Origin of the sequence: Achromobacter insuavis, from assembly GCF_902859645.1 — a bacterium.
Lineage (GTDB): Bacteria > Pseudomonadota > Gammaproteobacteria > Burkholderiales > Burkholderiaceae_B > Achromobacter > Achromobacter insuavis.
Genome location: NZ_CADIJR010000077.1, coordinates 17980 through 27016 on the forward strand (window position 1 = coordinate 17980; position 9037 = coordinate 27016).

The window sequence follows — 9037 nt, forward strand, 5'->3', positions numbered from 1 at the left end:
TCCGGGCTCAGGTCAGGCGGTAGCGGAAGTCGCCGTTCTTGCCGGCCGTGACGCGGATGCGCGCGATCGCTTCACCCTGCGCCATGCGGCCCAGCACCTGCTCGGCGATCTGCGGCAACAGCGTGCCGTTCAAAATGTGGTCGACGTTGCGCGCGCCGGTGTCGACCTCGGTGCAGCGCGCCAGCACGGCCTCGACCAGCGCCTCGTCCCAGTCGAACACGGCGCGGTGGTTGGCCTGCACGCGCTCGGCGATGCGGGCCAGCTTCAAGCCGATGATGCGGGCCAGGGCGTCGTCGTCCACCGGGTAGTAGGCGATGGTCTTCATGCGCCCCAGGAAGGCGGGCTTGAAGGCCTTGTACAGCTGCGGCGCCAGCAGTTCCTGCATGGCGTCCGGATCGGGCCGTTCCTCGGCGCTCTTGTTCAGGCAGGCCTGCATGATGGCCGACGAGCCGACGTTGGAGGTCAGGATGATGAGCGTGTTGCGGAAATCGATCTCGCGCCCCTCGGCGTCGTCCATCACGCCCTTGTCGAACACCTGGAAGAACAGCTCCAGCACGTCGGGGTGGGCCTTCTCGATTTCATCGAGCAGCACCACGCTGTAGGGCTGGCGCCGCACGGCCTCGGTCAGCACCCCGCCTTCGCCGTAGCCGACGTAGCCGGGCGGCGAACCCTTCAGGCCCGAGACGCTGTGGGCCTCCTGGTACTCGCTCATGTTGATGGTGACCAGCTTGCGCTCGCCGCCATACAGGATGTCGGCCACCGCCAGCGCGGTTTCGGTCTTGCCCACGCCCGACGGGCCGACGAACAGGAACACGCCCTTGGGCTTGTTGGGGTCCTCCAGGCCGGCGCGCGCGGTGCGCACGCGCTGGGCGATGGCGTGCAATGCGTGATCCTGGCCGATGACGCGCTCGGCCAGCAGCGGCTGCAGCTCCAGCACGGTGCGGATCTCGTCGTTGACCATGCGGCCCAGCGGGATGCCGGTCCAGGCCGAGACGATCTCGGCGATGACCTGCGCGTCCACATAGGCCGGCACCAGCGGCGCCTCGCCCTGCAGGGCGCGCAACTGCTGCTGCAATTCGGCCAGTTGCGCCTGGGCGGGCGTCGGCTCGGCGGCCTTGCCGCCGCGGCGCTTGGCGCCGGCTTCGGCGTCGGGTTCCTGGCCCGCGGCTTCCAGCTCCTCGCGCAGCGCGTGGATCTGCCGCACCAGCTCGCTTTCCTGCGCCAGGCGCGCCTCGGCCTCGGCCAGCTGTTGGCGGGTGGCGGCCATTTCCTCGTCCAGTTCGCGCAGGCGGGCCGACTGCGCGGCGCCGGTCGCGGCCTCGCGGCGCAGCGCCGCGCGCTCGGTCTCCTGGCGCGCCAGCCGGTGGCGGGCGTCGTCGATCAGGGCCGGCGTGGCGCTGCGGCCCAATGCCACCCGGGCGCAGGCGGTGTCCAGCACGCCGACCGCCTTGTCGGGCAGCTGGCGGCCGCTGATGTAGCGGTGCGACAGGCGGGCGGCGACGACGATCGCCTCGTCCAGGATGCGCACGCCGAAATGCTGTTCCATCAGCGGCGCCATGCCGCGCAGCATGCTGGCGGCCAGGGTCTCGCTGGGCTCTTCCACCTTGACCACCTGGAAGCGCCGCGCCAGCGCGGCGTCTTTCTCGAAATACTTCTTGTATTCGCTCCAGGTGGTGGCGGCGATGGTGCGCAGTTCGCCGCGCGCCAGCGCCGGCTTGAGCAGGTTGGCCGCATCGTTCTGGCCGGCCTGCCCGCCCGCGCCGATCATGGTGTGGGCCTCGTCGATGAACAGGATGATGGGCGTGGGGCTTTGCTTGACCTCGTCGATCACGCTTTTCAAGCGGTTCTCGAATTCGCCCTTGACGCTGGCGCCGGCCTGCAGCAGGCCCATGTCCAGCGTGCGCAGCGCCACGCCGGCCAGCGCCGGCGGCACGTCGCCAGCCACGATGCGCAGCGCCAGCCCCTCGACCACGGCGGTCTTGCCGACGCCGGCCTCGCCGGTCAGGATGGGGTTGTTCTGGCGGCGCCGCGTCAGGATGTCGATCATCTGGCGGATCTCGGCATCGCGGCCGATCACCGGATCGATCTTGCCTTCGCGGGCGCGCTCGGTCAGGTTGGTGGTGTATTGGTCCAGCGCCGGCGTCTTGGACAGCGCGGCCGCGGGCGCTGCGGCCTCGCCCTGCGCGGCGTCATCGCCCAATGCGACGGACTGGCCGGCCTCTTCCGAGCCGGCCGTCAGGGCCGCGAAATCGTGCTTCAGCTCTTCCAGCCGGAACGACTCGAACAGGCGCGAGCCGCGCCGCGCCAGCGCCGCCAGATCGGGCTCGGTGAGCAGCGCCAGCAACAGGTGACCGGAACGGATGCGGGTGGTCTGCGTGTCGAGCGAGGCGATCAGCCAGGCATGCTCGAACAGGCGCGGCAGATGCGGCGAAAACACCGGCGTGCGGGTATTGCCGTTCTTGAAGCCGCGGATTTCGGCGTTCAGGTCGGCCTCGAGCACCGAGGCCTCGATGCCGCTGCGGCGCGCCACGATGCTGAAATCGCTGGCGGGCTTTTCCAGCAGCGCCAGGAACAGGTGTTCCAGGTCCACCTCGTAGTGGCCTTGCGCCATGCACAGGCTGGCGGCGCGCTCGGCGGCCTGGCGGCAGGTCTGGTTCAGTTTCCCGATCAGGGTTTTCAGGGGAGTGGCCATGTTCTCGGTTGTCTTGTTCTTAGTGGATGGTGTGCAGTTCGTAGCTGGCGTCGTCGCGATCCGACGCCGACGGTTCGGTGCAGAGAAAGGAATTCCAGCCCAGGCGCGCGCCGCCGCCCTCGGCATCGCCGCCCAGCGCGCTGCCGGCGACGTCCTCTTTGGCCATCACCAGGCGCACCTCGTATTCGAAGCTCAGCCCGCCGAACATCGTCAGCAGTTTTTCCAGCGCCTGCGCGCGGGCGCCGCCAGGCAGGAAATCGGCGAACGCGGTCTTGGACAGCGGGCCGATCCACAGCCGGATGCGCAGGTCGCGCTGCCAGATGCGGTCTCCGGCCATGGCGGACACACCCAGCACCGCGCCGGGCCGGCCCAGCTGGGTGCGGTTCTCGGGCGGCACGTGGTACCAGCGGCCGACGAACTGTTCGACCCGCAAGGCCACCTGGAAGTAATCGGCCAGCACCCGCTGCAGGTACGCGGCCGACACCGGCCGCTGCCGCGCCGCCGCCGCGTAGTGTGCCAGCGATTCGTCGAACACGCGGCCTTCGCCGGCATGCAGGCGGTCGCGCAGCGCCGGATGGCCGACACCGCCCAACGCCAGCAACAGCGGCAGGTAGTGATGGTCCTGCTCGGTCTCGTGCCGCAGCGGCATGCGGTACTTCTTCCAGGCCGCGTAGAACAGCGCGGCGGCCCGGTTCGAGAAGATGTCGAAGAAGGCGCGCGCGCCGCGGTCGCGCGTGGCGCTTTCGCGGTGGCTCAGGATCTCGGAGTAATGCAGCGGCAAAGCGCCCTGCCCGCCCAGCAAACCGAAGAAGGCCGGCTCGATCTCCACCCGCCCCAGCGTGCCAGCCGCCAGCGCCGCCAGGCGCGCCTCGGCGTCGTGCAGGGCCTGGCCGTTCTTGTCGAAGGCCGTCAACCCGGCGATCTCGCTGGCCGGAAAGCCCAGCGACGACGAGTTGACGAAGCGCAGGTGCGCCGGCACGGCGTTCTTGGCGCGCGTGCCTTCCTGGCGCGCGAACCACAGTTCCAGCACCCGCACGGCCTGGAAGAACTTGAAGCGCTGCGGCTCGGCCAGCAGCGATTCGATTACGCTAGGATCGCGTCGCCGTTGCATGGAGCACACCGTAGGATTTCTTCCGCGCCGCGGCGCGACAGCACCACCAACTGCACAAAGCTGTTGGCGTGCACGTAAAGGCCGAAGAAGCGGTTGAGCACCGCCACGAAGGCATGCAGGCTGGTGCCCACGAAGTTGTCTTCATTGATCGTCAGCCGGATCTCGATGCCGCGCACGAAGGTCGCGAACGGCTCGCCCGGCATCCAGTGGGTGGCGGGCTTGTAGTCCAGCCCCACCAGCCCTTCGATCTGGCGGGCCGCCACCGCCGCGTGCGACAGGTCGTACAGGCGCAGCGTTTCCTTCAGCGCCGGCAGGCCGCTGTGCACCAGCGACAGGTGATTCAGCGCCAGGTGCGAGATCAGGCGCCAGTGCGCCGCGCGGCCCTGCTGGAAGCGGTGTGTGTGGGTCGGCCGGCGCAGCATGCGGATCTCGCGCGCCACCGAGCCGCCCTCCAGGAACAGGTCGCCGCCCGGCTGGCCCACCGCCAGGTGCGACGGCAGGTCGCGGTTGGTGCAGGTCAGCTCCAGGCTCAGCGTTTCGGTCTGCGGCAGCGCCGGATTGAAATCGATGTCGACGATCGACATCTCCATCTCGTAGCCCGGACTGCGCTCGGCCACCATCGGGTCGCGCCGCGCGGTCCAGTAATGGCTGGCGCCCTCGGGCGTCTCGCCGTGGTGCAACGAATAGAACGGCCGGAACTCCACCACCGAATCGCCCTGCGCGTTCTGCCGCACCAGCCGCACGCGGTCGATGGAATAGACCTCGTAGCCATAGGCGCGGCGCGCATCGGCCACCACCGGGTACGACGCGGCCGCGTGCGTCACGCGGATGGGGTCGGCGCGCTGCTCGAACAGGTTGATCACCGGCGTGCAGCCCAGCCGGAAGTTGTCGGCAGAGGCCGACTCCAACAGGCGCGCGGTATTGGAGTCGGCGCGCAGCCCCTTGACCGGCAGGTGCAGCGTGAATTCGCGCACCGGCCCCACCGCGCGCCGCAGCGCCGCCAGGTCGATGTCGACGAAGTTGAATTTCTCTGAGAAAACAAAGTACTCGGCCAGCAGCCGGTAGGCCGGGTGCGAGCTGGCCGGAAAATCGATCAGCGCGTCGTCCTCGGCCAGCCCGACCTGCGCCAGCGGCACCTCGGGCAGCCGGTTCCAGCGGCCGGGCTGGGTCTCGATGTAGGCCGCGGCGGTGCGCAGGAACAGGCAATCGCGCAGCGCCGCCACGAACGACGGCTCGCCGTGCAGATAGACGCGCAGGCGGTCCACCGCCAGCGTGGCGAAGCTCTGCGTTTCGGCCAGGCACGCCAGCGTCAGCGACAGGCGGCCGGTCACGCCCGGCGGCAGCTGCGTGGAGGACGGCGCGTTGGCGGTCGAGGCGAACGCGGCCTGGCGGATGGCCACGGGCGCCAGCGTCACGTCGTAGGCCGTGCGGAAACGGCAGGCCACGCCGCGCACGGCGTGCGACTTCAATTCGGTGCCGCGCGCCATGCGCACCGGCGCGGTCAGCTGGGCCGCCACGCCGCCCATGTCGAACTGCGCGATCGAACACGACGGAAACGGCCGCAGGTAGTGCGGGTACATCACCTCGAACAACGCTTCCGTGAATTCCGGATAGTCGTCGTCCAGCTTCTTGTTGATGCGCGCCCCCAGCAGGGCGAACGATTCGATCATCCGCTCGACGTGCGGGTCTTCGCAGGTTTCCCCCGACAGCCCCAGGCGCGCCGCGATCTTCGGATAGCGCTGGGCGAAATCGCGCGACGAGCCGCGCAGGAACCCCAGCTCGCGTTCGTAATACGGCAGCAGTTCTTCCATCTTTCCCTTCCTCGCCGGCGGCTGGCCGCCGGCGCCCGCGTGCGTTGATCTTGTCAGGCGGCCGCCGCGGCCTTGGCCCAGCCCTTGCTGACCGAATACTGCAGCGTCGACGGCTGCAGGGTGGCGTCGAACGTCACCGGCTCATGCGCCGGACCGACGTCCAGCATCGCGGTGATCGCGAAATACAGCACCGACGTGGCGCGGCTGTCGACCTGCAGCACCACCCGCACGTGCGTCAGCCGCGGCTCGTGGCGCGCGATGGCCTGCTCCAGCGACCGGCAGATGAACTCCCGGTCGTAGTGGCTGGCCAGGCTGAGCCCGGAGAAATCCGACAGTCCATAGGTCAGGATCGACCGCTGGCAGTTCGGATAGCGCTTGAGCGACGCCTCGGTGAAGACCATGCGGGTATTGAGCAGGGCCTCGATGTCGCGCGCGACGGTTTCCTTGATTTCCTCGACGGACAACCGCCGCAGCGCATGCGGCGCCGGGCCATCGCCGTCGAACAGCTTGTCGAACAGGCTGGGTTCGAATCCCTTCATCACGGACCTCATTCAGGAAAACCGCGGCCCGGGAGCGAGCCGCGGCCTTCGCCTTGCCGCGCGGTCGGGGTCAGACCGAGTAGGTCTTGTCGTTCTTGGTCAGGCTCCAGGCGCCCTGGGCGTTGCCGCCCTGATTGCCGCCGACCTTCTGCTGCGTGTACTTCCACTGGACAGCGGCGTACTTCAGCGAGAACGATTCGTGCGGCAGGCCCTCGCTGACCACTTCCGGCGCCACGCGCGAGATGATCACGTACTTGAGCTTGATTTCCAGGTATTTGACGCGGTTGCCTTCGCCATCGGCGCGCAGGAAATCGATGGTCACTTCGTCAAAGGTGGTGCCGCCCGAGGCGTGCTGGTAGAGCAGCGGGCTGACCACGTCCAGGTCCTTGGTGAAGACCATTTCACCGTGCTCGGTGCGCTCGGCGGTGTGGCCGCCCGAGGTCGAGGCGGTGGCCGAACGCGGCTGGATGATCTCGTGGCGCCACGAGCCCACTTCGATCCAGTCCGGGTGATCCTTGTCCTGGGACTCGCCCTTGAGCGCAGGATTGCCGAATTTGACGTAGATGTCCTTCATTAAAGTACTCTCCGGTTAAAAGCTTTGGATCAGACGGTCATCACGATTTCTGGGCCTGGGCGGGCAGTTCCGCAACCAGGCGCAGGGAAATCGACAGCTCGTCGAGTTGGAAATGCGGCCGCAAAAACGCCACGGCCCGGAACACGCCAGGACGACCCGGCACCTCGGCGACTTGCACCGATGCTTCCCGCAGGGGAAATTGCGCTTTCTGCTCCTGGCTCGCGTTGTCGTCCAGCAGCACGTACTGCGAGACCCAGCGGTTCAGGAAGCTCTCGACCGATTGCGCGGACGCAAAACTGCCGATCTTGTCCCGCATCATGGCCTTCAGGTAATGGGCCACCCGCGACACGGAGAAGATGTATTGCAACTGCGCCGACAGCACCGCGTTGGCGTTGGCGCTGTCGGTGTTGTATTTCTTGGCCTTCTGCACCGACTGCGCGCCGAAGAACGCGGCGTAGTCGGAGTTCTTGCAGTGCACCAGCGGGATCAGGCCCAGGTCGCTCAGTTCCTTCTCGCGCCGGTCGGTGATGGCGATCTCGGTCGGGCACTTGAGCGCGATCTCGCCGTCGTCGGTCTTGAAGGTGTGGGTCGGCAGGTTCTCGACCAGGCCGCCGCCTTCGACGCCGCGGATCGCCGCGCACCAGCCGAAGTCGGCGAAGGCCGCGGTCAGGCGCGCGCCGAAGGCCCAGGCGGCGTTGCACCACAGGTACTTGGAATGGTCGGTGCCGTCGACGTCCTCGACGAAGTTGAAGCCTTCCACCGAGGTGCCCTCTTTCGGGTCGTACGGCAGGCGGCCCAGGAAGCGCGGCATGGTCAGGCCGACGTAGCGCGAGTCCTCGGAATCGCGGAAGCTGCGCCACTTGGTGTATTCGACCGTGTCGAACACCTTGGCCAGGTCGCGCGGGCGGCCCAGGTCGGCGAAGCTGTCCAGGCCCAGCAGTTCGGGCGAGGCCGAGGCGATGAACGGCGCGTGCGAGGCCGCGGCCACGTGCGACATCTGCTCGATGAAGTACATGTCCTCGGGCTGGCGGGTGATCTCGAAGTTGCCCAGCAGCGCGCCGAACGGCGAACCGCCGAAGGTGCCGAATTCCTCTTCGTAGACCTTCTTGAACATCAGGCTCTGGTCGAAGTCGATGGCGGTCTGGAAGTCGCGCACCAGGTCGCGCTTGGTGACGTTGAGCACCTTGATCTTGAGCATCGGCCCGGTATTGCTCTCCTGGCACAGGTAATGCAGGCCGCGCCAGGTGCTTTCGAGCTTCTGGAACTCGGCGCCGTGCATGACTTCGCTCAGCTGCGCGGAGATCAGGCGGTCCAGCTCGGCCACGCGGGCGTCGAGCATGGCGGACAGGTTGTCCGACACCACCACGGTGCCCTTCATGACTTCGCGGGCCAGTTCGCCGATCAGGTCCTTGGCGCGGTCGTGCTCGGCGCTGGACTTGGCCACCCGGCTCTGTTCGACGATCTGGTCGAGCAGGCCCGCGTCGGCGGCGGCCGGGGCGGATGCGCTGTGCGCGGCGGCGGAATTACTCATTGCGGCCTCCCTTGCCGTCCTTGCCGGCTTCGCTGGTCAGTTGCTGCAGTTTTTCCGTGCTGCTGAGCACTTCGCCCAGCAGGTCTTCCAGCTTGTCGTTGCCGGCCAGCTTGTTGCGCAGGTCGGCCAGCTTGGTGCGGATGTCCAGCAGCTCCTTGAGCGGCTCAATCTGCTGCACCACCGCCTCGGGGCGGAAATCCTCGACAGAGCGGAACTTCAGATCGACGCCGAAGGTGCCGCCCTCGTCGGTCAGGCGGTTCTTCACGCGGTAGGCGGCGCGCGGCTCCAGGCCGCGCATCACGTCGTCGAAGTTGTCGACGTCGATGTTGACGAACTTGCGGTCCTTCAGGCGCGGCAGCTCGGCTTCCGACTGCGCGCTGAAGTCGCCCACCACGCCGACGACAAAGGGCAGTTCCTTCTGCTCGATCGCGTCGCCCTTCTCGACGTCATAGGTCAGTTGAACGCGCGGCGGGCGCACTTTCTGCAGTCTTTTCTGAACGCTTTCTTTCTTGGCCATTGAGGGCTCCCAGCGGATGCGTAGTGACGAAGGCGCGTGGACCCGGCCTGCCGGGTCCGGCGGGCCGATCAGGGTTTGTTGATCAGATTGCCGAACGGATCCGGCGCGCGGCCCCCGGCGGGCGGGGTGGATGGGGTGGATTGGGCAGGCTGCGCGGGCGCCGTGGCGCCGCCGGATTGCGCCGGGCGCGCCGCCGGCGCAGCAGTGGCGCCGCCGTTGGCGGAAGGCGTACCAGCTGCGGGCGTACCGGCCGCGGGAGCCC

The 9037-nt window shown here is 68.1% G+C and carries 7 protein-coding genes and 1 pseudogene; all 8 read right to left on the reverse strand.

All coding sequences use genetic code 11. From position 1 onward, the window contains the following. Positions 1 to 7: 7 nt before the first annotated feature. Complete coding sequence (tssH, locus tag H0523_RS26265; RefSeq protein WP_054434072.1) at positions 8 to 2692, reverse strand: type VI secretion system ATPase TssH; 2685 nt, start codon at positions 2690 to 2692, stop codon at positions 8 to 10. A 19-nt stretch (positions 2693 to 2711) separates the two neighbouring features. After that, positions 2712 to 3812 (reverse strand): type VI secretion system baseplate subunit TssG, encoded by a 1101-nt coding sequence (gene tssG / locus H0523_RS26270; RefSeq protein ID WP_054434174.1) that lies wholly within the window; start codon positions 3810 to 3812, stop codon positions 2712 to 2714. After that, on the reverse strand, positions 3776 to 5614 hold the full coding sequence (gene tssF / locus H0523_RS26275) for a type VI secretion system baseplate subunit TssF (protein ID WP_054434067.1): 1839 nt from the start codon (positions 5612 to 5614) through the stop codon (positions 3776 to 3778). Before tssF ends, tssG begins: the two co-directional genes overlap by 37 nt. Positions 5615 to 5667: 53 nt before the next feature. Beyond that, positions 5668 to 6153 carry a type VI secretion system baseplate subunit TssE gene (gene tssE / locus H0523_RS26280; RefSeq protein ID WP_006395403.1) on the reverse strand — a complete coding sequence of 162 codons (486 nt, stop codon included), beginning with the start codon at positions 6151 to 6153 and terminating at the stop codon, positions 5668 to 5670. A gap of 70 nt (positions 6154 to 6223) precedes the next feature. Beyond that, positions 6224 to 6727 carry an Hcp family type VI secretion system effector gene (locus H0523_RS26285; RefSeq protein ID WP_006395404.1) on the reverse strand — a complete coding sequence of 168 codons (504 nt, stop codon included), beginning with the start codon at positions 6725 to 6727 and terminating at the stop codon, positions 6224 to 6226. A 40-nt stretch (positions 6728 to 6767) separates the two neighbouring features. Continuing rightward, entirely contained in the window at positions 6768 to 8258 is a 1491-nt protein-coding gene (gene tssC, locus H0523_RS26290) for a type VI secretion system contractile sheath large subunit (RefSeq protein ID WP_054434064.1), read from the reverse strand. After that, positions 8251 to 8775: a type VI secretion system contractile sheath small subunit gene (tssB, locus tag H0523_RS26295; protein WP_006395406.1), complete on the reverse strand. Its 525-nt coding sequence runs from the start codon at positions 8773 to 8775 to the stop codon at positions 8251 to 8253. Before tssB ends, tssC begins: the two co-directional genes overlap by 8 nt. Before the next feature lie 68 nt (positions 8776 to 8843). After that, positions 8844 to 9037, reverse strand: a pseudogene (locus H0523_RS32145) (hypothetical protein); the annotation flags it as partial.

Excerpts from the sequence above, each read along its gene's own strand:
- tssH (WP_054434072.1), bottom strand. The coding sequence starts at position 2,692 with ATGGCCACTCCCCTGAAAACCCTGATCGGGAAACTGAACCAGACCTGC.
- tssF (WP_054434067.1), bottom strand. The coding sequence starts at position 5,614 with ATGGAAGAACTGCTGCCGTATTACGAACGCGAGCTGGGGTTCCTGCGC.
- tssE (WP_006395403.1), bottom strand. The coding sequence starts at position 6,153 with ATGAAGGGATTCGAACCCAGCCTGTTCGACAAGCTGTTCGACGGCGAT.
- H0523_RS26285 (WP_006395404.1), bottom strand. The coding sequence starts at position 6,727 with ATGAAGGACATCTACGTCAAATTCGGCAATCCTGCGCTCAAGGGCGAG.
- tssC (WP_054434064.1), bottom strand. The coding sequence starts at position 8,258 with ATGAGTAATTCCGCCGCCGCGCACAGCGCATCCGCCCCGGCCGCCGCC.
- tssB (WP_006395406.1), bottom strand. The coding sequence starts at position 8,775 with ATGGCCAAGAAAGAAAGCGTTCAGAAAAGACTGCAGAAAGTGCGCCCG.